Source organism: Nitrincola salilacus (assembly GCF_046271865.1).
Taxonomy (GTDB): Bacteria; Pseudomonadota; Gammaproteobacteria; order Pseudomonadales; family Balneatricaceae; genus Nitrincola; species Nitrincola salilacus.
On the sequence record NZ_CP176580.1, the window covers coordinates 3,958,857 to 3,984,423 of the forward strand.

Here is a 25,567-nt window from a genome sequence, read left to right on the forward strand (position 1 = left end):
CACTGGGAGTTGATTTGGAACCGCGTTTGGACACAGCCACCGCCGACAGTATTGCCGCCCAGATTCTGACCAGGTCGGAACAACGATTACTGACCGAGTTGGACGGTGATCTGGCCGACTTTGTCACTAGAGTATTCTCCGCCAAGGAAGCCATTTTCAAGGGGCTTTACCCCTATGTACGAAGCTACTTCGGCTTCGATGCTGTCAGCCTGACCAAAGTCGAAAATGGGCAACTGCATTTTGTTCTGAATCAGGATCTGCACGACACCTATCGTCGGGGCCAGTCACTGAAACTACTCAGCCTAGACGAGTCGGGCCAGATCCTCTCACTGCTGCTGGATTGACTTGATCTGCTGCATGCCCTTGCAGAATGAGAACCACACCAAAAAAATATTTATGGGCAAAGCCCACAGACAGCCTTGCGCGGCATTATAAGACAGCCCTTTTCTTGACAGGGGCCAACCTTCTCCCTAGCATGCTCGGAACGAATCTGTTCTTACCAGCATCGACTCATGCAGCCACATCAGCTAAACCCTATTATAGAGCCACAGTTTGACGCCGTAACGGACTTCATCCTAAACCACCTGGGATCTAACGTCCCTCTGGTGGAAAAGATGGGGCATTACATCGTCGAGAGCGGCGGTAAACGACTACGTCCATTACTGGTTCTGCTCAGCGCCAATGCCTGTCAGTATAAAGGTACGCACCATATTGAGTTGGCAGCAGTGATTGAATTTATCCATACTGCCACGCTGCTGCACGATGATGTAGTGGACAACTCTGAGCTGCGCCGCGGCAATGCCACAGCCAACGCCAAGTGGGGCAACGCGCCCAGCGTGCTGGTCGGTGACTTCCTCTACTCGCGCGCTTTCCAGTTGATGGTTGATATCGGCAGCATGGAGATCATGCGCATTATCTCCAACGCCACTACAGTGATCGCAGAAGGCGAAGTGCTTCAGTTGCTTAACCAGCGCAACCCGGGCATCACAGAAGATGCCTACATGCAGGTGATACTGGGCAAGACCGCCATGCTGTTTGAAGCTGCATCCGAGTGTGGTGCCATTCTGGCCGGCGCTTCAGCCACTGAGCGTGAAGCACTGCGTCTGTATGGCCGACACCTGGGCATCGCCTTCCAGTTGATCGATGACCTGATGGATTATGTTTCATCATCCGATGAAATGGGCAAGAATACCGGCGATGATCTGGCTGAAGGCAAAACCACGCTACCACTGATCCACGCCATGAAAATCGGCTCGGAAGAGGATTGCCAACTGGTACGCAATGCCATTCGCAGCGGCGGCCTGGATGATCTGCAACCGATACTGGATATCGTACAGCGCACCGGCGGCCTGGATTACACGCGAGAGCAGGCACATGAACAATCAAGACTCGCCATTGCGGCGCTTGAAAGCCTGCCCGAATCTTCTTTTCGCGATACGCTTACCGACATTGCCAACCTTGCTGTATCGCGCAACAGTTGAAGCATAAATAGCCAGATCAGCAAGGCGGAAAGCGAGCTCTGCTCGGTCCGCCATCTCCTCCGAAATATCCTTTAAATATCAGTCAAAAAACGTCAACTTCATACTTTCTGAGGCACAAGTCGTGCTTCAGTCTGGATGAACCGGTATAATCCGGTCAAAATTTGACAAAAATAGCCATTGGATAAACAGCTTCACATGACTAGACCTTCATCATTCGAACGCGAAGACCTTCTGAAATGCGGCCATGGCGAGATGTTCGGCCCAGGCAACGCCCGCCTCCCTGTCGGCAATATGCTGATGATGGACCGCATCCTGGAAATCAACGAATCAGGGGGCGAATTCGGCAAGGGCGAAATCATTGCCGAGCTGGATATTCATCCCGATCTCTGGTTCTTTGACTGCCACTTCCCGACTGACCCGGTCATGCCCGGCTGCCTCGGCCTCGATGCCATGTGGCAGATCGTCGGCTTCTATCTGGGCTGGAAAGGCAACAAAGGGCGCGGACGCGCACTGGGCGCCGGTGAAGTGAAGTTCACCGGACAGGTTCTGCCGACCGCTAAAAAAGTCACCTACCATGTGCAGCTCAAGCGAGTGATTGAGCGCAAACTGGTAATGGGTATCGCTGATGCGACCATGAAGGTTGATGGTCGTGAGATTTACACCGCCAAGGACCTGCGGGTTGGTCTGTTCACCTCGACAGACAGCTTCTGATTCAGCTATATAGAAGCTGACAATCAAGATGTGAGTCCTGAGCCATATGCTCGGGACATAACCAAAACACGTACACTGTAAGTACAAGAATTAGAGAGAGACTGCACATGCGACGCGTCGTAGTCACCGGTATGGGAATTGTGTCCTGCCTGGGCACTGATAAAGCAACCGTTCTGGAGTCCCTGAAACTGGGCCGGTCCGGCATTAAATTTCAGCCTGAATATCAGGAGATGGGCTTTCGCAGCCAGGTGGCCGGCAGTATCGATCTGGATCTTGAGAGCCTGATCGATCGCAAGTTACTCCGCTTTATGGGCGATGCGGCCGCTTACTCCTACCTTGCGATGAAGCAGGCGATTGAAGACTCAGGCCTGGAAGAAAGCGATGTATCCAATGTCCGCACCGGTCTGATCGCAGGCTCAGGTGGCGCGTCCTCTGCCGATATTGTCGAAACAGCCGACATCCTCAGAAGCAAAGGCGTACGCCGTGTAGGCCCCTACCGCGTTACACGCACTATGGGCTCCACTGTATCAGCCTGCCTTGCCACCCCGTTCAAGATCAAGGGCATCAACTACTCCATCACGTCTGCCTGCGCCACCAGCGCACACTGTATCGGCAATGCGATGGAGCAGATCCAGATGGGCAAGCAGGACATCGTCTTCGCCGGCGGTGGCGAAGAGCTGCACTGGTCCCTGAGCGTGATGTTTGATGCGATGGGCGCTCTGTCGAGCAAGTATAACGAGACACCTGAAAAAGCCTCCCGCGCTTATGATGCCAACCGTGATGGTTTCGTCATTGCCGGCGGCGCTGGTATGCTGGTACTGGAAGATCTGGATCACGCCCTGGCCCGTGGTGCGAAAATCTATGGTGAGCTGGTTGGCTACGGCGCCACCTCAGATGGATACGACATGGTTGCCCCATCCGGCGAAGGCGCAATTCGCTGCATGCAGCAGGCGATGGCAACAGTTGATGGCCCGATCGACTATATCAACTCGCACGGCACCTCTACACCAGCAGGTGACATTCAAGAACTGAAGGCGATGAAGGCAGTCTTCGGAGACAAACTCCCACCAGTCAGCTCAACCAAGTCACTGACCGGTCACTCTCTGGGTGCAACAGGCGCCCAGGAAGCCATCTATTGCTTGCTGATGCAGGAAAATGACTTTGTCTGCGCATCTGCCAATATTGAAGAGCTGGATCCGGAAGCTGAAGGCATGCCGATTGCCCGCGAGCGCCTGGATAATGTCAAACTGGAACGCGTGATGTCGAACAGCTTCGGCTTCGGCGGCACCAACTCCACACTGATTTTCCAGAAGTATAACGGCTGATAAAAGCACCAACCATAAAAGCACCAACCTGCCATGCGGCACTCGATCCAGAGGCCGCATGGCAGATCACTCAGATCAGACTTCCTCGCCTGACTCCTGCAGCTTCATTTCCTGCTCAATCCAGCCAATCACCTCGGCATGTATCTCATCAACCGGGCGATCTGCAACCATTACCGGCTTTCCGATACGTACCTTGACCACACCCGGATACTTGATAAAGGATTTGCCCGGCCAGTAACGTCCCGCATCATGCACAATCGGGATGATCGGCACCTCATTACTGACAGCCAGCATCGTTCCACCCTTATTAAAGCGACCCAACTTCCCTACCGGAACACGCGTCCCCTGAGGAAAGATCAGCACAGGAGTACCGTCCTTGAGACGCTCACTGCCCTGCTGCAGCAACTGTTTCAGCGCATCACGCGGCTTCGAGCGATCCAGCGCAATAGGGCTCAACATGCCCAGCGCCCAACCAAACAGCGGTATCTTCAACAGCTCACGTTTCAAAACTACCGCCTGGGGACGAACCAGCAGTTGAAAGTAGAGCGTCTCCCACTCACTCTGATGATTTGCCACTGCGACAAACGCTCCTTCCTTTGGAAGGTTTTCCCGCCCGATGACCTCTACCTTCAAGCCACAGGTCACCCGCAACCAGAAGATGTAGAAATAGTTGATGATGGTAAAGAAGGCAAAGCGCTGCCGGAACGAGAGCAGTGGTCCCAGCAGTAGACAGAAAGGAGCAAACAGAATAGTGACCGGATAGAACCCCAGTGCAAACAACACTGCCCGCAGCTTCAGCAATAAACCCGACCTCATGCTTCCCCCTCTGCCTGACGCCGGTTGATAACCGGATAAGCATACATCTTTCTCAGGAAATCACAGGCCTGACCTTCAACCTGAGCCACGCGCTCCTCAAACAGTCTTGCTTCTTCCGGTGACACCTCTTCACCAGCCGCCGCGCGGTTGGATGGATGCAGGTAGTAGCTGGTATGTATCTGCCGATCTATCTCCTTCGCCAGAGCATCCGGTGTTTCAAACTCACCTTTGAGCACATCACCAAAGGCAACATGCACATGCCCCTTCTGTCCGGTAATCCCCTTGACGATACTGTCGATATCTTCGAACTGCCCTTTCTCATAGCTGCCATGCTCGGCAATTGCAGCCAACTCACTCGCTTTGACCGCATCACAGGGATCATATTCATAGGAGATAGCGACAGGCACAATATTCAAGCGATCCACCATGTCACACAGGCTACGCTTGTTACGGTGCGACATGTAAAACATTTTCATCAGGGTTGGATCAGTACGGTCATTACCATCTTTGGAACGCCCCTGGCGCTGCGCAATCCAGACAGAGTGGCCAGTGACGATACTGTGATCGATGTATTCCGAGAGCTGTACCATCGCCGCCATCATCTCGCGCGGTGCCTTGATGGATCGACGCACGATGAAACTCTTGTTCAATCGCATCAGATCCGAAACATAAGGCTTACGCAGCAGGTTATCACCTATGGCAATACGCACAGTATTGAGCTTGTACTGGTAGAGCGCCCAGTTGACAAAAGCGGGATCCATCGCGATATCACGATGATTGGATACAAACAGATATGCCTCGGAAGGGTCCAGCTTTTCGATACCCGAAACACTGAGCTTCGTCGTGCTTCTCGCGATCATCTTACTCATGTAGGAAGCGATCATCAGCTGAAAGTCACGCACCGACTCCACATCACCGACACGTGATGCCAGCGCTATGCGGATGACAGGCCGCAACAGGCGTCTTGCCCACTTCGGGAGGCGCGGGAACTGATAGTGGGTAATCACATCAATCAGCTCGTTGTCTCGTAGCATCCCGGCCAATACAGCAGCAACCTCATCATCTCGATAAGGGCGAATCGCCTGAAAGGGGTCGGCGGTCAGATTCTCTTCACTCATGCTTTTTCTTGTTAGCCTCGGAGCACAAAAGCCGGTATTTTATCCTTTTCCGGGGCTAAATGCAGTTAAAGTATCAATCCGCAGGGCTCTTATCCCTTTTTGCTCTGTACCTCGCCCTGAGAGCACAACTTGCCATAGAGTACCGCTCAGCGATATTGTCAGACAGCCGACAGCCAATCCAGGGGGATACATGCCAGTACATATGCAATCGATTTCACAGCGAATTGACTGGCTGATGGAGCTCAGTCAACGCCACTCAGAGCAGTTCACAAGCCCCGAAGCCATGCTTGCCAGAGAGCGCTACCTCGCCCGGCATCCCACGCATGTGATCGTTCTCAAATGCATGGATGGGCGCATCCACATTCCCTATGCCACCCGCACACCCCTCGGCATTATCACCCCCTTCAGAAATCTCGGCGGCATTTTCAACCTCGGCTGGCCCTATCTCGGCGAAATGTTGGCCGACAGTGTTCATGCCGCAGTCAGCCAGGGGCGCAGAGTGTTACTGCTGATCACCTATCACTTTTCCCGTGGCGCACAATCCCGCGGCTGCGCCGGATTTAATTGCGATAAGCAGGCCGCCAAAGACCACGCCTATGAGATCAAGGCTCAGGTGGAGGCTATATTCGGACATGAACACCAGACCGTTTACCCGGTTGTCTGCGGTTTTGAAACCGATCTGGATGCGCTGGTGGTGCATGGTAATGACGATCAGCTACTGGATATTGCCGATATCACACATGAGCAGTGCGATGCGCTGGCCGGACATGTCGCGAGCCTGTTTTCCGACATGCCGAGGCAGGTACGCCAGGACTTTCTGCCCTTGCTGCGCGGCAACCATGCTCATGTCAGTGATCTGAAGGGGGTCGCCAGAGCGCTTGATATAGAGCATAGGGAATGGGTGATCTGTGTCGGCAGAGGCTTTGATTTCCTGCATGTCCCGAATATTGCTCTGATCGTCGGCCCCTACAGCCCCAATCTGGCAGAACCCATAGGGACAGCCGCCCAGATCATTCGCAACAATATGGCACAGGGCAGATTGCCGGATGATGGCTTTCTGCTGCTGGCATCAACCCCCTACCATGAGCCGGGAGTCGACAAGGCACGCGCTACACTCAAGTCCAGATTTCTGTCAGATTTTGCAGCCCAGACAATTATTCAGCAGTTCCCGGATCTGGCAGATAAAATGATCCGACGCACGGCAATACTGAACTGGCAGACACGCGGGCTTGAACTGTTGGAACAGTAGCCCGCAGTAGATTCACACAGTAGATTCAAAGCAGCTCAACACGCGATTCGTAATAGTGACGAATCAGGCGCTGCAGCTCGCTGCGCCAGGGGCGCTGACGGACACCATAGGTATTCAGGATCTTCTTGCATTTGAGGACACAAGAAGCAGGACGCTGCGCATCGCTCGGATACTCATCAGATGACACCGGAACCAGCTCTCTTACAGCCAACTCCTCATATTGCCGCGCAGCCGCAATAATCGTTTCGCTGAAGCCATAGCGAGTAGTCACTTCGGCACCGCAGTAGTGATAGGTACCCCAGCCTTCAGCACCATTACTGAGCTGCTTGAGCATTGCGACAACCACGCGCGCCAGATCACTGGCCGGGGTCGGGCAGCCTCGGCGGTCATTATAGGCATGGATCACCTCCTGTTGACGCGCCTGCTCCAGCAATCGCAGCATGTAATTACCACCGCTTTCACTGAACAGCCAACTGGTGCGCAGAATAAGATGCTGTGGCAGCAACTGACGCACCGCCTCCTCGCCCTGCAGCTTACTGAGCCCATAGATGCCTAATGGCGCTGTCTCATAATCTTCCGTGTAGCCACTGGCATACTGTCCATCAAACACATAGTCAGTAGACAGATGCAACATCGGAATTGACAGCTCGCCACAGGCCAGCGCCAGCAGCCTCGGCCCTTCGGCATTGATACTGAAGGCCAGATCCGGATTATGTTCAGCCGCATCGACACGGTTGAAGCCAGCACAATTGATCACGTAATCGGGCATAAAGGCATCAAGCTGAGCCTGAATACTCTTCTCACTGGTCACATCCAGCTTCTTGCGCCCGAGCGCAAGCACATCGAAATCAGGATCAGCATTCGCCAGACGAGCGATCTCACTGCCCGCCTGACCTTCAGCGCCAGTAATGAGCAGCTTTACCGGTTCTCCAAACAATCATGCGACTCCTGATCAAAACGGAATATCATCATCGAAGTCGTCAAAACCAGCCGGGGGTTGATTCTGAGGAGGCTGATTCTGTGGCGCTTGATTCTGTGCAGGCTGACGGTTCTGAGCCGGTGCCTGGGAGCGCTGCGGCTGTCCCTGTGGCTGACCGTAGCCCATGGAATCCCCAGCTGCTGATGACTGATAGCCACCGCCACCTTCGCCACCCTTGCTGTCGAGCATCTGCAACTCACTGGCAACGATTTCGGTGGTGTACTTATCCTGGCCGTCTTTGTCCTGCCATTTACGGGTACGCAACGAACCTTCGATATAGATTTTGGAACCCTTACGCAGGTATTCGCCGGCGATCTCAGCCAGACGATTGAAGAAAACCACACGGTGCCATTCGGTACGTTCCTGTGCCTGACCCGTCTGCTTGTCCTTCCAGCTCTCACTGGTTGCCAGCGTAACATTGGTCACCGCATTGCCAGACGGCATATACCGTACCTCCGGATCTCCGCCCAGATTTCCGATCAGTATCACTTTATTGACGCCACGTGCCATCTTTCTCTCCAAATAAGCTTATTTATCTTAACTTCGGTGCATCCTGCAGCCGAATAAACGCAGAAATATGAGCATAACACAGCTTTCAATTTTCGCTGCAATCCGTAAGCGCCTATAATACTCCTTTTTTGGCAGTCACCCGGAGCACTCATGGATAAAATTCTGGTTCGCGGAGCACGCACCCACAATCTCAAAAACATCGATCTTGAGATTCCACGCGACAAGCTGATCGTGATCACCGGATTATCAGGCTCGGGTAAATCATCGCTGGCATTCGACACCCTGTATGCCGAAGGGCAGCGGCGTTATGTGGAATCTCTGTCCACCTATGCACGCCAGTTCCTGTCGATGATGGAAAAACCGGATGTCGATCATATCGAAGGCCTGTCGCCTGCGATCTCCATCGAGCAGAAATCGACCTCGCACAATCCGCGCTCCACAGTCGGCACCATCACCGAGATCTACGATTACCTGCGTCTGCTCTATGCCCGCGCCGGCGAGCCACGTTGCCCGGACCATGATCTGCCTCTGGCGGCACAGACGGTTTCACAGATGGTCGATCAGGTGCTGGCCCTGCCTGAAGGGAGCAAGCTGATGTTGCTGGCACCCGTGGTCGAAGGGCGTAAAGGTGAGCACTTGCACACCATCAGCGAGCTGCGTGCTCAGGGTTTTGTGCGGGCGCGGATCAACGGCATCATCGTCGACCTCGACAGTGCACCGGACCTGGAAAAAAACCGCAAGCATCGCATCGAGGTGGTGATCGACCGTTTCAAAGTGCGTGCCGATCTGCAGACCCGATTGGCTGAATCCTTCGAAACCGCGTTGAATCTGACAGATGGTGTCGCTCGTGTTGCCTGGATGGATGAAGAAGACGATACCGAAGATCTGATCTTCTCCGCCCGCTTTGCCTGCCCCGTCTGTGGCCACAGCATTCAGGAGCTGGAGCCACGGATGTTCTCCTTCAACAATCCGCATGGCGCCTGCCCGACCTGTGACGGGTTGGGTGTAAAGCAGTATTTTGATCCGCAGAAGGTGGTTCAGGATGCCAGTCTGACGCTGTCCGAGGGTGCGATCCGTGGTTGGGACAGACGTAATCTCTACTACTTCCAGCAGCTCAAATCGGTGGCGGAGCATTATAAGTTTGATCTGGACACGCCGTTCAACCAGATAGCACCGGAACATCAGCAGGTGATTCTGTACGGCAGTGGTGAAGATGATGTGACCTTCCATTATGTCAACGATCGCGGCCACAGCATCAGCAAGGCACATCCTTTCGAAGGTGTACTGAACAATCTTGAGCGACGCTATCGCGAAACCGAATCCGATATGGTGCGCGAAGATCTTGCCCGCTATCTGAACATGCAGCCCTGCCCCAGCTGTCACGGTACTCGTCTGCGTCGTGAGGCGCGGCATGTCTTTGTGGATAACCGCACCCTGCCACAGCTGGTCAGCCTGCCGATCGGTGACAGCAAGCGCTACTTCGACCAGTTGCAACTGCCCGGCAAACAGGGCGAGATCGCCGACAAGATTCTCAAGGAGATACGCCAACGCCTGGCATTTCTGGTCAACGTTGGCCTCGACTATCTGTCACTTGAGCGCAGTGCAGAAACGCTCTCCGGCGGTGAAGCGCAACGTATCCGTCTGGCCAGTCAGATCGGTGCCGGCCTGGTCGGCGTGATGTATATTCTGGATGAGCCCTCCATCGGCCTGCATCAGCGCGATAATGACCGCCTGCTCGAAACCCTGCGCCATCTGCGCGATCTGGGCAACACCGTAATCGTGGTAGAGCATGATGAGGATGCGATCCGCATGGCGGATCATGTGATCGATATCGGCCCGGGTGCAGGTGTGCACGGCGGCAAGGTGATTGCAGCTGGCACACCCGAGCAGGTGATGGCTTGCCCGGAATCGATGACCGGTCAGTATCTGTCTGGTGTACGCTGCATTGCCGTGCCGCCAAAGCGCCACCCGGCTGACCCGACAAAGATGCTGCATCTGAAAGGGGCACGCGGCAATAACCTGAAGAATGTGAACCTGTCGATTCCGGTCGGCTTGATGACCTGTGTCACTGGCGTGTCCGGTTCGGGCAAATCCACGCTGATCAACAGCACCCTCTATCCGATTGCGGCCACGGCACTCAATCATGCCACCACACTTGAAGCATCCGATCATGATGCAATCGAGGGACTGGAACATTTCGACAAGGTGATCGATATCGATCAGAGCCCGATCGGACGCACACCTCGCTCTAACCCGGCCACCTATACCGGCATTTTCACTCCGATTCGCGAACTCTTTGCCGGCACTCAGGAGGCACGCTCACGTGGCTACAAGCCCGGACGTTTCAGCTTCAACGTCAAGGGCGGGCGCTGCGAAGCCTGCCAGGGCGATGGCGTGATCAAGGTCGAGATGCACTTCCTGCCGGATATATTTGTGCCCTGCGACGTTTGCCACAGCAAGCGCTATAACCGCGAAACGCTGGAGGTGAAATACAAAGGCAAGAGCATCGACGAAGTGCTGCAGATGACGGTTGAGGACGCACGCGAGTTCTTCGATGCGATTCCAGCCCTGTCGCGCAAACTGCAGACTCTGATCGATGTTGGCCTGAGCTATATCCGCCTTGGGCAAAGCGCTACAACCCTCTCCGGTGGTGAAGCACAGCGGGTCAAGCTGGCCAAGGAGCTGTCAAAGCGTGATACCGGCAAGACTCTCTATATTCTGGATGAGCCGACCACCGGTCTGCACTTCTATGATATCCAGCAGTTGCTCAACGTCCTTAACCGCTTGCGCGATCACGGCAACACTATCGTCGTGATTGAGCACAACCTGGATGTAATCAAGACCGCCGACTGGGTGGTGGATCTGGGGCCGGAAGGCGGCACAGGTGGTGGAGAAATAATCGCCACCGGCACACCCGAGGCGATTATTGAAGTCGAGCGCTCCCATACCGGGCGCTTCCTGAAACCCTTGCTGCAGAAAAGCCTAGAGCAGAAAGCCTAGAGCAAAAAGCCCAGCAGCAGGAAGCCAATAGTGGCCAGAAAACCACCCAGCAATGCATAGGGCAACTGGGTGATCGCATGCGACATGGGGCTGATCCCGCAAGCCTTGGCCGAGAGCACTGTCGAGTCGCCATAGAAGCAGGCATGTGAACCAAACGCCGAGGCCGAGATCATCGCACCGATCACCAGTGCCATATTGGCATCCACGGCCTGGGTCAGTGGCAGGATGATCGGCATGCCGACCACGAAAATCCCCCAGAAGGATGCCGTCGCAAACGCCAGACCCGCCATGATCAGAAAGGCTACCGCCGGCAGCAGATCAGATGTCATGTAGGGCGTGGTGGCGTGAATCACATACTCGGTGGTACCCAGGGTATTGTTCACCTCGGCCAGCATGAAGCCGCAAAAGAGCGTGCCCAGCGGCGCGATCATGCTGACAAAGCCGTTCAGGATCGCATCGAACATCTGCAACATCGACATCAGTCGCTGTACCAGATAGAGCGCCAGCGTGACAAAGATCGCCGCCATCGCGCCGGACATGATATCGATATCAAAATACCAGGTGAAAAAGATCAGTGAACCGATCGGCACAAAGAAGTTGAACAGATTGGTCGCTTTTGCCTCCTCCTGCAGATCCCGACTGTAAGGCTCATCCTCAACGCTGAGTACCCGACCGGTGGTTTCAGCGCGCATTTCAGCCGCTTTCATTCTGCCCAGCAGCGGTAACTTGCCACTGATCGCCAGCAGTACTATCAGCAGACAGATCCAGGCATAAAGCATATAGGGGATCGCCTGAATAAACAGCGACATGCCATCACCCTTACCCGCCACACCATTCTCCTCCAGCAGGCCGGAGAAGAAGACCGCCCAGGTGGAGAAAGGCAGGATGATACAGACAGGTGCTGCCGTGGAATCCACCACATAGGAGAGAAACTCGCGCGAGGTTTTCACCTTGTCGGCCGCCTTGCGCATCGAAGAGCCGATAGTCATCGCATTCAGGTAATCATCGATAAATATCAGCATCCCCAACCCCATGGTGGAAAAAAGCGTACCCTTCTTGCTGTGCACCCTTTTCGTGAGCCAGTTGCCGAATGCTGCCGCCCCGCCACCGATCGTAACCAGTCCTATCATGCTGCCCATCAGACCACAGGCGATGAAGATCCAGGCCACCGTCTCATTCATGAACACATCCAGAAAGGTGTCGCCGAGGGCAGGAATGAACTCCCCCAAAGGATTAGTCATAATCAAACCCACCAGCACGCCGATAAACAGCGACTCGATGGTGCGTTTGGTATAGAGGGCTGTAATCACCACCACAGAGGTGGGAAAAAGACTCAACAGGCCGTAGCCATCCGACGTATCCAAAGACTGAAAGCTGTAAAAAGCCATCGCACAGACCGCCAGAGATATCAGAGCGACTGCCATGGACTGCAGGGGGCGCCCTCGATCTGCTTCGAGGCTTACACTATTTGAACTATGCATATTTTTATTATCCTTTGTCAGTTCGAACCTGGTCCGGCGTCACACCACGCAGGGTGTGGACGCCAGCCATGAAGCAGCCGCCGATCAGCGCGCCGGCTGCTGTTGAGTGATGCAGTGAATATTGCCACCACCAAGCAGAATTTCGCGGGCATTCACACCGATCACCTCCCGCTCAGGGAAGATCCGCTGCAAACAGGCACGCGCCTCCTCATCCCGGGCCGGATCCAGCAACGGAAACACCACCACCTGATTGCCGATATAGAAATTCACATAGGAGCCCGCCAGACGCTCACCCGCCTCACGCGGATGACTGTCTCGATTGAGATGGATGCCACCCGCTTCAGCCGGGCTGATATAAAGTGGACCGGGATGAGGCAGTTTGTGAATCGTCAGCGATCGACCTTTCGCATCACACGTGTTGCTCAGCACCTCGTAAGCCTCACGCGCAATCGCATACTGGGGATCATCCGGATCATCACACCAGTGCAGGGCAACTTCTCCCGGGCGTACGAAACAGGCCAGATTGTCGATATGCCCGTCGGTCTCATCATTGAAGGTGCCACGCCCGATCCAGATCACCTTGCTGATATTCAGATACTGCGCCAGCAGCGATTCGATCTCCTCCCGGCTCAGATCAGGGTTACGATTGGGATTGAGCAGACACTCCTCTGTGGTCATCAGCGTGCCCTCACCATCCACATGGATCGAGCCGCCTTCCAGTATCAGCGGCGCGCGGAAGACCGGATCACCGCTGATGCCGCAGATTTTCTGCGCCACCCGCTGATCCTTGTCCCAGGGGAAGTAGAGACCGCCATTCAGACCACCCCAGGCGTTGAAGCCCCAATCGATACCTGCCCGGAGCCCCCTGTCATTAATGACATAGGTGGGGCCGGTATCTCTTACCCAGCTATCGTTGCTGCTGATCTCCACCACCCGGATATGTGGCGCCAGCATCTCCCGGGCATGCTCATACTGAGCATCACTGACACCGACATACACGGTTTCACTGTGCGCAATCGCCTCAGCCACAGCGGCAAACGCCTCCTGCGCCGGCCGACCGCCAAGACGCCAGACATCCGGCCGCTCCGGCCAGATCATCCAGCAGGCCTCATGGGGTTCAAACTCGCCCGGCATGCGAAAACCCGCTGCACGGAGATCACTTATCTGTTTTTCTATCGACATGATTGTTACTCGAATAAAAGGAATCAGCTTTTCAGATAGCCATCGGTGATCAGGGATTCGATGGTGCTAAGAATGCTCTGACGCAAAATACCGACCACTTGATCGACGGTTTCATGGGTCCAGATCAATGGCGGCGACAGCACATTCAGATGAGCAATCGGACGCACGATCAGACCGCGCTTCTGACACTCCTTCGCAATGCGTCGTCCGACATTCGCCTCCATTGGCAGCAGTTCGCGGGTCTCTTTATTCGCCACACTCTCGATCCCCATCATGAAGTGACTGCCACGCACATCACCGACAATCTGCAGATCCTGCAGTGTCTTCAACTGCTGCTCCAGATAGGGACCAACCTCTCGCACATGCTCGCACAGCTGCTCGCGTTCCATGATCTCGATATTTTTCAGCGCCACGGCACAAGCCACCGGATGACCGGAATAGGTGAAACCGGTACTGAACACACCGTCGGCACACTGGGGTTTGCTGATCACCGCATAGATCTCATCACTGAGCAGTGTTGCACCGAGCGGGATATAACCTGAGGTCAGACCCTTGGCGCAGTTAATGATGTCTGGCTTGATACCGAACACCGCTTCGGAGGCAAAGAAGTGCCCGAGACGGCCGAACGCCGTGACCACCTCATCGGAGATATAGAGCATGCCGTAGCGCTTGCATACCTCATACATCCGCTTGTGATAGCCCTCAGGCGCCACCAACACACCGCCGGCCCCCATGATCGGCTCGGCAATGAAGGCGGCTACCTTCTCCTCACCACCCAGACGCTGAATAGCGCTCTCGAAATCCGCCACCAGATAATCACAGTAATCCGCTTCGCTCATTCCCTGCGGACGGCGATAGCAGTTGGCCTCTTCCACATGGTGAATAAACTGATGTGCGGTATCAAAGCCCCAGTTGTTACTCTCAATCCCAGTCAGTGTGGCCGACACATAGGTAGTGCCGTGATAACCGTTGCGGCGAGAGATGATCTGCTTCTTATCTTTCTTGCCGAGCTGGTTGAAGTAGTAGTGAATGATGCGGATGGTGGTGTCATTCGCGACCGAGCCACCACAGCTGTAAAACACGTGATTCAGATTATCCGGCGCCAACTCGGCCAGCTTGGCGGCCAGTTGCGTGGCCGGAATATTGGACAGATTATTGAACGGGGAATAGTAGGCCATCTTCTGCGCCTGCTCAGCCATTACCTGACCTATCTCAGCCCGGCCATGACCGATATTCACACACCACAGCCCAGCAATGCCGTCGATAAAACGGTTACCCTTAGCATCCTGAACATAGATGCCATCGCTGTCGGTAATCAGGTCGCAGCCCTCTTTCTGAAACACCGAAAAGTCGGTGAAAGGGTGCACGAAGTGGGCTTTATCCTGCTCCCAGAGCTGGTTGATATCATAAGCCATCGCATTTGCCTCGCCATTATCTGTGTTATAGAGTTATCGATAAGCACAAAGTACTATCGGGGACAAAGCGCGCTCTATACCCCCGAATGGATAGGCAACCACATCACATGAATAAAACCGGACTGACTGCTGCGGCATCAGAAAGCTGGCATCGCGATCTGGCAAAACTGATCGATCATATCCGTTTGCACAGCTTTCCCGAGGTGCTGCAACAGACGCTTCAGCATCTGGTGCATTTCGACACGCTGCTGGTTGCCACCTACAAACATGCTTACAAACCCATCGTCGTGCTCGGCAAGCATCCACAGCGGCTCGACCCGGTACTGTCCAGATATGTTAACGAGCTCTACATCCTCGACCCACTGTTCAATGCGCTGCAGATTGGTATGTCGGGAGGCATCTACCGATTGAAGGAGATAGCGCCAGACTCCTTTGAAAGCACCGAATACTTCCACTCCTGCTACCACGAATTCGATCTGGTGGATGAGGTCATCATCGTCACACCTCTGGAGAACGACGTACATTTCACCATCTCACTGGGGCGAAAATCCCATCTTGGCAGCATCACCCGTGCCGAGCGCAACCGGCTGCAGAGCATATTTCCGGTCATCAGCGCCCTGATTCACCAGTTCTGGCTGGCACAATCGGCCGAATATCTGCCTCAGGAAGCGACCAACAACAGTATGGAATATGCGCTGCAGACCTTCGGCAGCGGCGTACTGACTCCACGCGAACAGGAGATCACGGGGCTGGTACTGCAAGGCCACTCCAGCAAAGCGATCGCCCGCATGCTGGATATCAGCGCCGGAACGGTGAAAGTACATCGCAAGCATATCCACGCTCGCCTGAACACCTCGACTCAGTCTGAACTTTTTTCCATGTTTCTCGGACATCTGAACAGCCTCTCCTGATCTCCTGTCACTCCATCAAGACAGCTCTCTATCCCACCGGGGGTATATCGCCCGTTTGCCGGCATCGCTAGATTGGCTCTGCATAAACCCTTTTCCGACTGAATGGCGTCAATTAACCCTATTCAGCACAACGAACCGAACTGGGTAACTGACGAGGAGAGCCCTGATGCCTGAACTGATACCTGAACTGATACCTGAACTGAAAATCAATGCCGAGCGGATCTGGAACAGCCTGATGGAGATGGGGCAGATAGGCGAAACCGCTGCCGGTGGCAGTTGCCGACTGGCACTGACCGAACTGGATAAACAGGGACGCGACCTGTTTGTACGCTGGTGTCGCGAGGCCGGTTGCGAGATTCATATTGACCGGATCGGCAACATCTACGCCCGCCGTCCCGGTACTGACCCTGACGCCCTGCCGATCGCCACCGGCAGCCACCTGGACACCCAGCCGACCGGTGGCAAATTCGATGGTGTTTACGGCTGCCTGTCCGGTCTGGAAGTGATTCGCAGCCTGAATGACCAGGGGATTACGACACGCCGACCGATCGAGGTGGTGATCTGGACCAACGAAGAGGGCTCGCGCTTCGCCCCGGCCATGGTGGCATCCGGTGTCTATGCCGGTAAATTCACACTCGAATATGCCCTTCAGCAGCGGGATCATCAGGGAATCAGCCTGGATGAAGCACTGAAATCGATCGGTTATCAGGGCGATATTGCTGTCGGCGCCCGCCGCTTCCAGCGCTTTATCGAACTGCATATCGAACAGGGCCCGGTACTTGAGCGTGAAGGCGAAGAGATAGGTGTCGTAGAGGGTGTGCTGGGCATGCGCTGGTATGATGTACGCGTCGAAGGGGTTTCGGCACATGCCGGCCCCACACCCATGAGTTATCGCAAGGATGCTCTGGCAGCCAGTGCCCTGATGATCAGCGAGCTGATTGAGCTGGCGGATCGGCGCGAGACTGAGTCCGGACGCTGTACCATCGGTGAGTTGGATGTTATCAAGGCATCGCGCAACGTAATTCCCGGCGCTGTGCGCTTCTCGCTGGACCTGCGCAACGCGACAGAACAGGGGCTACAGGCGATGGAAGAGGAAGCGGCTGCATTGATCGACCGTATCGCCCAGACACGCGGTGTAAAGGTCACACTGGAGCAGATCTGGAACTCTCCTCCGGTGTTTTTTGATCCCGACACCGTCAACCGGATTGAACAGACGACTCAAGCCAGTGGCCTGAGCTATCGTCGTATGGTCAGCGGGGCGGGACATGATGCCGTCAATATTGCCAGCACCACCCCCACAGCGATGATATTCATCCCTTCAGTCGGCGGCATCAGTCATAACGAGACGGAGTATTCAACACCCGAACAGATAGCTCAGGGTGCACAGATTCTGCTGAATGTCATGCATCAGGCTGCCGGTCAAAACGACTGAACCAACGCCTGAACCAGAGACTGAACTAACCACTAAACCACCGCATATCAGGCAAATGTCAGGCGAACTGGCAACTGCTCCTGCGTTGCCAGCATACTACACATCCCTGTGCATAAAAAAACCACATCGCAAGATGTGGTTTTTTTGTTCAGCCTGCTGGTGATTACATCAGCAGATCAGCTGCGCTCTTGATCGGGTAGTGAGCGGGCATCGGAAGACGCGCCACACCACTATCGATGGCAGCCTGGGCTACAGCATAGGAGATCGCGCCCAGCAGGCGAGAGTCCGTAGCTTTAGGAATAATGTATTCGCGGCCGAATTCCAGTGATTGCAGACCATATGCATCCAAAACATCCTGCGGCACAGGCTCACGCGTCAGCTCAGCCAACGCCTTGACTGCAGCTTCTTTCATCTCTTCATTGATAGTAGACGCACGTACATCGAGCGCTCCACGGAAGATGAAAGGGAAGCCCAGTACGTTGTTTACCTGGTTCGGATAGTCAGAACGACCTGTGGCAATGATCACATCTGAGCGGGTTGCCTTGGCAACTTCCGGCAGAATTTCGGGATCAGGGTTGGCACAGGCGAAGACAACAGGATTGTCAGCCATCTTCAAAAGCTGTTCACGTGACAGCAGGTCTGGACCGGACAGACCAACAAACACATCGGCACCCTCGATGGCATCATCCAGAGTACGCTTGTCCGTTTCAGTTGCGAACGCCGCTTTTTCGGCGGTCAGGTCATCACGACCGGAGTGGATCACACCCTTGCGGTCGATCATGTAGATGTTCTCGACTTTAGCGCCCATATTGATGAGCAGCTTCATACAGGCACTTGCAGCAGCACCGGCGCCCAGACAGACAATGGAAGCTTCGTCAAGCTTCTTGCCAGCCAGTTCCAACGCATTGATCATGCCGGCAGCGGTTACGATAGCCGTACCATGCTGATCATCGTGGAAAACCGGAATGTTGCAGCGTTCAATCAGAACACGTTCGATCTCAAAGCACTCAGGGGCTTTGATATCTTCGAGGTTGATACCACCGAAGGTTTCAGCAATACGAGCGACCGTATCGATGAACGCCTGTGGGCTTTCGGCATCAACTTCGATATCGATGGAATCGATACCCGCGAAACGTTTGAACAGCAGCGCCTTGCCTTCCATGACAGGTTTGGATGCCAATGGACCCAGATCTCCCAGGCCCAGAATGGCAGAACCATTGGAAATAACGGCAACCAGGTTGCCCTTTGCTGTATAGCGGTAAGCAGCATCGGGATCCTTCGCGATTTCACGCACGGGTTCTGCTACGCCGGGCGAGTAAGCCAGCGACAGATCACGTGAAGTCTCAGCAGAAGTTGAGATCTCCACACTGATCTTACCAGGGCGAGGGAACTCGTGGTAATCTAGAGCAGCTTGTTTGAAATCTTGAGACATGGTTGTTATATCCAACTAAGGTTGTAAATGACGAACTAGCATCATATATAAAACCGCTCATGTGGACAACAAGGTTCCCCGCTCCTCCCGATCACAAGACCGAGCAGGAGGAAGCTTTACGACCACTCACCCCACCGTATGAGCGGTTCCGCATACGATGGGTCATGTTATAAATCAATGACACCCTTACGTCATTGCCAACTGAAAACCACCAATCAACAAAGAAAAATCACAATGCTAACAACACTTTACATTATAGGTCTGACTTTATTTGCAGGAGGTTACTTAACCATCGCACTGAATGCTTTCAAGCAAAGTATCGCGTGGGGGTTGGCCTGCATCCTGGCCCCACCAATCGGCGGCATTATATTCACATTATTTAACAGAAAAGATAACATCAAATCATTGATGATATCTTTCTCGGGACTGCTCGTAATGTTACTTGTCGCGTATTTTTTTTACCACCAACAACCTGGCTAACAAAACAACCCAGAATACCAACAGAAGGACAGCGCTCCAGTATATATTCAAGTCATCAATAGACACCAATATATCACCATCAGAAAGTATATTATCCACAGGATATGAGGAGTAAGCACCCCAGATTAAAAAAATACCTACAGAATAGACCACAACGGATAAAAGCGTCATCTTTATAAATAGTAGAACAAACTCTTTAATATTGACTTTAGGCGCCCCATCAAGCCAAGCGTACAAAACCATTAAAAAACCTGCCAAGCCAAATACAGAGCCATTGATAAGTGTAAACTGCCAATAGCCGTCAACACTAACAAAAACTCCATTCTCTATTACAAGACCTGTCACAGAGCCATAAGTTAAGAGCCCAATCATAAAAAAGACCATTGCCATCAAGAAGGCGCAGGCGAAAAACCTTACATTAATCACTTCTTTCATATCTGGCCTCATCATCCTTAAAACCGGCTACCCACAGCAGATAAGCCACTGATTAACCTTCTACGCTCCGCCAGATTCGTTACCTCATGCAAAAGCCCCGTATCTTTATTGTAAATCGCAAAGGCTGTTGGTGGGGGCTGGTTACCAGGCATTATAAAGTGAATATCATTTCTCATTGACAACTGGACTTCCGGCACCGGATCTGTTCCAAATATAAACGGGCTCATAGGAACACCAAGGTCATAGCTTTTGGATAATATCCCAGCCACTTTCCCTTCAATATTCAGATTAGCAATAGGGCGGCCAGAGTTCCTGACTCCCCTGTAGACATAATAAAGCCCATTTTGTCCAGTTGGATGGGTCGTGATCCTCCGACCACCACTCACAAAGTTCTTGATATATTGGATTTGACTCGGAATTCCAGACAGCGGTTCTCCGTCAAATTTGAATTCCTCAAAATTACAAAATCCGATTACTTGACGATAAACCTGAGTGAGCTCAGATACTCTGAAAATATCCGATGTATGAATGGACTCTACAATAATAAAATCACCGCCACCTGGGCGACAGAACTTGATATCCATAAGATGGACCTCCCTTCCATACTTTTAAGTTTATCTCGACAATACAAACAGACCTATAATGTCGAGAGTCAGTACTTAAAATGGTAAAAGCTACAGAAGGGACGCAGTGAAATACTATCACATTCAAATAACGGTCCTTGTTGTACAGCGTTGTACAGCGCTTTTTTCCATATAAGCGGCTGAAATGCTGACAAAGATTGCTTTGCAAGTCAAGTACTTGTCATGTCGATTCAACTATGGGTATCTTGCGCGGGTATAGCCGTCAGCGGATCTTCAGGCAAAAAAAAGCATCCCTCGGGATGCTTTTTTCGTAGACACGTTTTGCTCGATTACTTCTTGAGCGAACGCGTGGTGAAGCGCTTGTTGAAGCGATCAACACGACCACCAGTGGTAGCGTCTTTCTGCTTACCAGTGTAGAAGGGGTGGCACTGGCTGCAAACGTCGATCAGCATATCGCCTTTCATGGTTGAACGGGTGTTGACCACGTTACCGCATGAGCAAGTGATTTTTACTTCGTTGTATTCCGGATGGATTCCAGCTTTCATATCAAACCTCAGTAGTTGTTGTGCCGCCACTCAATCCGCCTGGACTTACCCTATGCCAAGCTGAAAACTAACGCTGGCAACTACAGGTCAGGGAAGGTCAAGCACCGCACTCGTAACGGATGGTCAGACTGACCCTTCCGGCTTAATTCCAAGGCCGAAGATTATACGGATCACAACCCTTCGCCGCAAGTCATAAATCACGGTTTTATCGCACCTCGAATCGTTCTAGACTGTAGCCACTCCAATCCTTCGGAAACAGTAACTGACCGTGATCCTGCGCATTGCTCTGCCCACCCCTCTTCATCGCCTCTTTGACTATCTGCCGCCTGCAGAAAAGATGCTGACGCCCCCGCTGCCGGGATGCCGCATAAGAGTACCCTTTGGTAACCGTGAGATGATCGGCCTGCTGATCGAAACGGCCACCGAATCCGATGTACCAGCGGGTAAGCTGAAGCCTGCGCTGGAAGTGATTGACCAGGCGCCAGTGCTGGATGAATTATTATTCGGCCTCGTGCGCTGGGCGGCCGGTTATTACTTTTATCCCGAAGGCGATGCCCTGATGCAGGCCCTGCCGACACTCCTTCGTAAAGGTCAGCCGGCACAGTTCGCCCACGCGCTCCTGTGGCGAGCCACGCCAAGCGCCAGCCTTGATAGCCTGTCCAGCAGTGCACATCGGCAGCGCGAGCTACTGGAAATACTGCTGCGCAACCCGGCAGGCATCAGCCCTGACGCGCTGCGTGCCGAAGATGCGCCCACACAGTTACTGAAAACACTGGCAGAAAAAGGGCTGGCTGAGTCCTTCGAACACCACCCCAAATTACCTCACAGTGAGCGTCGCGAATCATTGCTGCGTGAGCCTCACCTACCGCTGAACCCTGAACAGCAACTGGCGTTTGACAGCATCCGCCAGGCACAAGGGTTCGAGGTGTTCCTGCTGGATGGGGTTACAGGCTCAGGCAAAACCGAAGTCTACCTGCAAGCCATAGAACAGGTACTGGCAAAAGGCCAACAGGCACTGGTGTTGGTGCCTGAAATCGGTCTGACCCCGCAAACAGTGGCGCGCTTCAAGTCTCGCTTCAATGTACCGGTACTGACCCTGCACTCAGGCCTGACAGAGCGCCAGCGCCTGGACGCCTGGCTGCTGGCACGTGATGGCAGCGCCGGCATCATGATCGGCACCCGTTCGGCGATTTTCACCCCCATGTGCAAGCCGGGCCTGATCATTATTGATGAAGAACACGACACCTCGCTGAAGCAGCAGGATGGATTTCGCTATTCGGCTCGGGATCTGGCCGCCATCCGCTGCCAGCGGGAGAAGATCCCGCTGATTCTGGGCAGCGCCACACCGGCCCTCGAATCCCTGCACAATGCACTCACGGGCCGATACCACCACCTGCAACTGACCAACCGTGCCGGTGAGGCGCAGCAGCCCAGCTTCGAGCTGCTCGACATTCGCGCTCAGGAGCTGCAGTCGGGCCTGTCAGAAACCCTGATACAGCGCATCCATGAACACCTGCAGCAGCAAAAACAGGTACTGCTGTTCTTGAACAGGCGTGGATTTTCCCCCTCGCTGATCTGCCATCAATGCGGCACGGTGATCGACTGTACCCGTTGCGATGCCCGCATGACACTGCATCGCTACCCGCCGCATATGCACTGCCATCACTGCGACCGCCAGACACCGATTCCGCGCCGCTGTGGCACCTGTGGCAGTGAAGATCTGCGCCCCAACGGTTCAGGTACGGAGCGCATAGAAGAAGTGCTGAACAAGCTCTTCCCCAAAACGCAGGTACTGCGTATCGACCGCGACAGCATGCAGCGCAAGAATGCACTGGAAAACGTGATGCGCGAGATCCACAAGGGCGAGCCCTGCATCCTCGTCGGCACGCAGATGCTGGCCAAGGGGCATCACTTCCCGAAAGTGACACTGGTGGCGATACTGGATGCCGACAGCGGGCTGTTCAGCGCCGATTTTCGTGGCATGGAGAAAACCTCGCAGTTGATCCTGCAGGTAGCCGGACGCGCTGGGCGTGCAGAGTCACCCGGGCAGGTGATTTTGCAGACCCACCATGCTGACCACCCGATGCTGCACGCATTGATTGCTCAAGGCTACGGTGCTTTTGCAGCGGGTGAACTGCGCTTGCGTGAAGGTGCTGCGCTGCCGCCCTTCAGCTACCATGCCCTGATCAGAGCAGAAGCCACACATCAAGGGCTGGCAGAGCAGTTCCTGCGCGATATCCGTCAGATGAGCGAACAGGGGGCGCTGCCTGCCGGCACGCACAGCTCAGGCCCCTTCCCCGCGCCACTGGAGAAGAAGGGCGGACTGTTCCGCGCGCAGCTGTTACTGCAAGGGCAACAACGCAAACCCCTGCATCAGTTGCTGTCGCGCACGCTTCTGGCGCTCGAACAGCATCGCGACACACGCAAAGTGCGCTGGGCACTGGATATCGATCCAAGCGACGGCTATTAAAGAGCCATTATCATCAGCACTGGCCAATCAGGCATTTTCCAATGAAAAGTTATTCAATCAGATTGGCTTTCAGTACCCCAGCCGAATTATAATTGCCGGCTGGCCCTTTACACTGGGTATGGCCCTTTACTCCCGAACTGACTACAGGGCCTTTAATACAGAACTTCTTACAGAACTTCTTACAGAACTTCTTACAGAACCACTTACAGGACCTTCAACAGGCCCCTCTACAGGACCATCTACAGGAAAACGATGAAAGCACATATTGCAGAACTGATTGACACTGCGCTGACAGCACTGATTGCAGACGGCACACTCGCTGCCGACACACAGCCCAATATTCTGGTCGAGAACACACGCGACAAAGCACATGGTGATTTTGCCACCAATGTCGCGCTGACTCTGGCCAAGGCTGCCCGATGCAATCCACGTGAGCTGGCGCAGAAGATCTGCAATGCCCTGCCAGCCTCCGACAAGGTGACTAAAACCGAGATCGCTGGCCCCGGCTTCATCAACTTTTTCATCACTCAGGCCTCTGCCTATGCCGTGGTCGAGACCATTCTCGAGCAGGGTAAAGCGTTCGGCCGCGCCCAGCCCAACAGTGGCCCGCGTGTACAGGTCGAGTTCGTTTCAGCCAACCCGACCGGACCGCTGCATGTTGGCCATGGTCGTGGTGCGGCCTATGGCGCCACCGCAGCCGACCTGCTCGAAGCCGCTGGCCTGCAGGTAGAGCGCGAATACTATGTCAACGATGCTGGCAGGCAGATGAGCATTCTGGCGGTCAGTGTGTGGCTGCGCTACCTGGAACAGTTGGGCCAGTCATTCAGCTTCCCGAGCAACGGCTATCAGGGCGACTATATCAATGAGATCGCCCAGTGGCTGGTGCGCGATCATGGCGAAGCGTTCAATCGTCCGGCGGCCGAAGTGTTTGCAGATATCACCCCGGACGAACCTCAGGGCGGCGACAAAGAGCTGCATATCGACGCACTGATTGAACGCGCTCAGGCGATGCTCGGGGACGATTACGAAACCGTATTCAATGCAGGCCTCAACTCCATCCTCGGAGATATCCGCGAAGATCTCGGCGAATTCGGCATCAACTATCAGGAGTGGTTCTCCGAGCGCTCGCTGACCCGCGACGGCGATGTCGACCGTGCACTGGAAAAACTCCAGTCACGCGGCTACCTCTTTGAAAAAGAGGGCAACCTCTGGTTCCGTTCCACCGATTTCGGTGACGACAAAGACCGCGTGGTCAAGCGCGCCAATGGCCAGACCACCTACTTCGCCTCCGATATCGCCTACCACATGAACAAGTTCGAGCGTGGCTTCGACCAGGTAGTGAACATCTGGGGTGCGGATCATCACGGCTACATCACTCGCGTCAAGGCTGCAATTCAGGCACTGGGCTACGATCCTGAGCGCCTGATCGTCAAACTGGTACAGTTTGCCATCCTCTACCGGGGCAGCGAGCGCGTTCAGATGTCCACCCGCTCCGGCTCCTTCGTGACACTGCGCGAACTGCGTGACGAAGTCGGAAAAGACGCCTGCCGCTTCTTCTATGTGACCCGCAAGGCGGATCAGCACATGGATTTCGATCTGGATCTGGCGAAAACCGAGTCCAAGGACAACCCCGTGTTCTACATCCAGTATGCCCATGCCCGCGTCTGTTCGGTGCTGCGCAAGCTGGAAGAGGATGGGCTGGCGTGGGATCAGGCACAGGGCCTGGCAGCCATGCAGCGCCTGGACAGCGACGTCGAGAAAGATCTGATCACACAGATGGGCAAATACCCGGAAACACTGCACAATGCCGCTCTGAACTACGAGCCGCATACTCTGGCCAACTATCTGAAAGACCTGGCAGGCGATTTCCACGCTTACTACAATGCCAACAAGATGTTGATTGATGATGCCGAGCTGCGTAATGCACGTCTGACACTGAGCGTCGCGGTACGTCAGATTCTGGCCAATGGCCTCACCCTGCTGGGCGTTTCGGCACCGGAACAGATGTAAA

General features: G+C 54.3%; 21 protein-coding genes. 10 read left to right on the top strand and 11 right to left on the bottom strand.

The window, feature by feature from the left end:
- Positions 1–14 precede the first annotated feature (14 nt).
- The 4 genes from ACK3CJ_RS18225 to fabB all read left to right on the top strand — a co-directional run bounded on the left by ACK3CJ_RS18225 (position 15) and on the right by fabB (position 3,517).
- The gene (locus ACK3CJ_RS18225) at positions 15–344 is read left to right on the top strand and encodes a 4'-phosphopantetheinyl transferase family protein (RefSeq protein WP_409526618.1); all 330 of its coding nucleotides are present in this window, start codon (positions 15–17) and stop codon (positions 342–344) included.
- Between the two features lie 168 nt (positions 345–512).
- Entirely contained in the window at positions 513–1,481 is a 969-nt protein-coding gene (ispB, locus tag ACK3CJ_RS18230; RefSeq protein ID WP_409523627.1) for an octaprenyl diphosphate synthase, read from the top strand.
- 195 nt (positions 1,482–1,676) lie between these two features.
- Positions 1,677–2,192: a bifunctional 3-hydroxydecanoyl-ACP dehydratase/trans-2-decenoyl-ACP isomerase gene (gene fabA, locus ACK3CJ_RS18235; protein WP_409523628.1), complete on the top strand. Its 516-nt coding sequence runs from the start codon at positions 1,677–1,679 to the stop codon at positions 2,190–2,192.
- Positions 2,193–2,299: 107 nt separating this feature from the next.
- Entirely contained in the window at positions 2,300–3,517 is a 1,218-nt protein-coding gene (gene fabB / locus ACK3CJ_RS18240) for a beta-ketoacyl-ACP synthase I (RefSeq protein ID WP_409523629.1), read from the top strand.
- Between the two features lie 75 nt (positions 3,518–3,592).
- Here the strand turns inward: fabB and ACK3CJ_RS18245 are convergent, their stop codons facing one another.
- Both ACK3CJ_RS18245 and ACK3CJ_RS18250 read right to left on the bottom strand, forming a co-directional pair.
- Entirely contained in the window at positions 3,593–4,333 is a 741-nt protein-coding gene (locus ACK3CJ_RS18245; RefSeq protein WP_409523630.1) for a lysophospholipid acyltransferase family protein, read from the bottom strand.
- Positions 4,330–5,451 (bottom strand): 1-acyl-sn-glycerol-3-phosphate acyltransferase, encoded by a 1,122-nt coding sequence (locus tag ACK3CJ_RS18250; protein WP_409523631.1) that lies wholly within the window; start codon positions 5,449–5,451, stop codon positions 4,330–4,332. Before ACK3CJ_RS18250 ends, ACK3CJ_RS18245 begins: the two co-directional genes overlap by 4 nt.
- A 190-nt stretch (positions 5,452–5,641) precedes the next feature.
- On the opposite strand from ACK3CJ_RS18250, the gene ACK3CJ_RS18255 reads away from it, so the two are divergent.
- Complete coding sequence (locus tag ACK3CJ_RS18255) at positions 5,642–6,700, top strand: hypothetical protein (protein WP_409523632.1); 1,059 nt, start codon at positions 5,642–5,644, stop codon at positions 6,698–6,700.
- 25 nt (positions 6,701–6,725) lie between these two features.
- On the opposite strand, the gene rfbD is transcribed toward ACK3CJ_RS18255, so the two are convergent.
- Positions 6,726–7,637 carry a dTDP-4-dehydrorhamnose reductase gene (rfbD, locus tag ACK3CJ_RS18260; protein WP_409523633.1) on the bottom strand — a complete coding sequence of 304 codons (912 nt, stop codon included), beginning with the start codon at positions 7,635–7,637 and terminating at the stop codon, positions 6,726–6,728.
- Between the two features lie 15 nt (positions 7,638–7,652).
- A complete protein-coding gene (ssb, locus tag ACK3CJ_RS18265) occupies positions 7,653–8,189 on the bottom strand; it encodes a single-stranded DNA-binding protein (RefSeq protein WP_409523634.1) in 537 nt (178 codons plus the stop codon).
- Between the two features lie 150 nt (positions 8,190–8,339).
- Here ssb and uvrA point away from each other — a divergent pair, with 150 nt between their 5' ends.
- Positions 8,340–11,189, top strand: a complete 2,850-nt coding sequence (uvrA, locus tag ACK3CJ_RS18270; RefSeq protein ID WP_409523635.1) for an excinuclease ABC subunit UvrA — start codon at positions 8,340–8,342, stop codon at positions 11,187–11,189.
- On the opposite strand, the gene ACK3CJ_RS18275 is transcribed toward uvrA, so the two are convergent.
- The 3 genes from ACK3CJ_RS18275 to ACK3CJ_RS18285 all read right to left on the bottom strand — a co-directional run bounded on the left by ACK3CJ_RS18275 (position 11,186) and on the right by ACK3CJ_RS18285 (position 15,267).
- Entirely contained in the window at positions 11,186–12,670 is a 1,485-nt protein-coding gene (locus ACK3CJ_RS18275) for a Na+/H+ antiporter NhaC family protein (protein WP_409523636.1), read from the bottom strand. The genes uvrA and ACK3CJ_RS18275 overlap by 4 nt on opposite strands.
- 84 nt (positions 12,671–12,754) lie before the next feature.
- Positions 12,755–13,852, bottom strand: a complete 1,098-nt coding sequence (aguA, locus tag ACK3CJ_RS18280; RefSeq protein WP_409523637.1) for an agmatine deiminase — start codon at positions 13,850–13,852, stop codon at positions 12,755–12,757.
- Between the two features lie 23 nt (positions 13,853–13,875).
- Entirely contained in the window at positions 13,876–15,267 is a 1,392-nt protein-coding gene (locus ACK3CJ_RS18285) for an aminotransferase (RefSeq protein WP_409523638.1), read from the bottom strand.
- Positions 15,268–15,374: 107 nt separating this feature from the next.
- Between ACK3CJ_RS18285 and ACK3CJ_RS18290 the strand changes: the two genes are divergently transcribed.
- Both ACK3CJ_RS18290 and ACK3CJ_RS18295 read left to right on the top strand, forming a co-directional pair.
- Positions 15,375–16,178: a helix-turn-helix transcriptional regulator gene (locus tag ACK3CJ_RS18290; protein ID WP_409523639.1), complete on the top strand. Its 804-nt coding sequence runs from the start codon at positions 15,375–15,377 to the stop codon at positions 16,176–16,178.
- A gap of 166 nt (positions 16,179–16,344) precedes the next feature.
- Positions 16,345–17,610 carry a Zn-dependent hydrolase gene (locus tag ACK3CJ_RS18295; RefSeq protein WP_409523640.1) on the top strand — a complete coding sequence of 422 codons (1,266 nt, stop codon included), beginning with the start codon at positions 16,345–16,347 and terminating at the stop codon, positions 17,608–17,610.
- A gap of 163 nt (positions 17,611–17,773) precedes the next feature.
- Here the strand turns inward: ACK3CJ_RS18295 and ACK3CJ_RS18300 are convergent, their stop codons facing one another.
- The 4 genes from ACK3CJ_RS18300 to rpmE form a co-directional block, all read right to left on the bottom strand.
- Positions 17,774–19,042: a malic enzyme-like NAD(P)-binding protein gene (locus tag ACK3CJ_RS18300; protein WP_409523641.1), complete on the bottom strand. Its 1,269-nt coding sequence runs from the start codon at positions 19,040–19,042 to the stop codon at positions 17,774–17,776.
- A gap of 438 nt (positions 19,043–19,480) precedes the next feature.
- The gene (locus ACK3CJ_RS18305; RefSeq protein WP_409523642.1) at positions 19,481–19,957 is read right to left on the bottom strand and encodes a hypothetical protein; all 477 of its coding nucleotides are present in this window, start codon (positions 19,955–19,957) and stop codon (positions 19,481–19,483) included.
- Between the two features lie 17 nt (positions 19,958–19,974).
- Complete coding sequence (locus tag ACK3CJ_RS18310) at positions 19,975–20,541, bottom strand: hypothetical protein (protein WP_409523643.1); 567 nt, start codon at positions 20,539–20,541, stop codon at positions 19,975–19,977.
- A 329-nt stretch (positions 20,542–20,870) separates the two neighbouring features.
- Positions 20,871–21,086 (bottom strand): 50S ribosomal protein L31, encoded by a 216-nt coding sequence (gene rpmE / locus ACK3CJ_RS18315; RefSeq protein WP_409523644.1) that lies wholly within the window; start codon positions 21,084–21,086, stop codon positions 20,871–20,873.
- 268 nt (positions 21,087–21,354) lie between these two features.
- Here rpmE and ACK3CJ_RS18320 point away from each other — a divergent pair, with 268 nt between their 5' ends.
- Together ACK3CJ_RS18320 and argS are read left to right on the top strand one after the other, a co-directional pair.
- The gene (locus ACK3CJ_RS18320; RefSeq protein ID WP_409523645.1) at positions 21,355–23,556 is read left to right on the top strand and encodes a primosomal protein N'; all 2,202 of its coding nucleotides are present in this window, start codon (positions 21,355–21,357) and stop codon (positions 23,554–23,556) included.
- Positions 23,557–23,808: 252 nt separating this feature from the next.
- The gene (gene argS / locus ACK3CJ_RS18325; RefSeq protein ID WP_409523646.1) at positions 23,809–25,566 is read left to right on the top strand and encodes an arginine--tRNA ligase; all 1,758 of its coding nucleotides are present in this window, start codon (positions 23,809–23,811) and stop codon (positions 25,564–25,566) included.
- Position 25,567 lies beyond the last annotated feature (1 nt).